The sequence below is a fragment of the Nocardioides sp. F233 genome (assembly GCF_057813895.1).
Genome location: NZ_JBVASH010000039.1, coordinates 1 through 264, shown reverse-complemented (window position 1 = coordinate 264; position 264 = coordinate 1). Strand labels below are relative to the sequence as shown.

At 71.2% G+C, this 264-nt stretch carries 1 protein-coding gene; it reads left to right on the top strand.

The window, feature by feature from the left end; genetic code table 11:
- The coding region (locus tag ACZYRU_RS26985) for a hypothetical protein (RefSeq protein WP_488960187.1) at positions 1-264 on the top strand (264 nt) is incomplete at both ends.

The window sequence follows — 264 nt, the reverse complement described above, 5'->3', positions numbered from 1 at the left end:
ATCTCGGAACCCGGCCCCGTTCGACAGCAGCACTGCTGTCCGGGCTGCGCGCCGAGGTCGAAGGCCGACAGGCCTCCCTGGTCCGCGAATGGGCAGCGATCGTGGAGTGGGCCAGCGAGCACATCGTCACCGGCCCCGAGGGTGCCGCGACGATCACCGAGGGCTACCTGGACACCGGTATCCCGATCGCCGGTCCCGGCGCCCCGCTCGTGTCGGAGTTCGCGTTGATGGAGCTCGTCGCCGTCCTCGGCCGCACCCCCGATG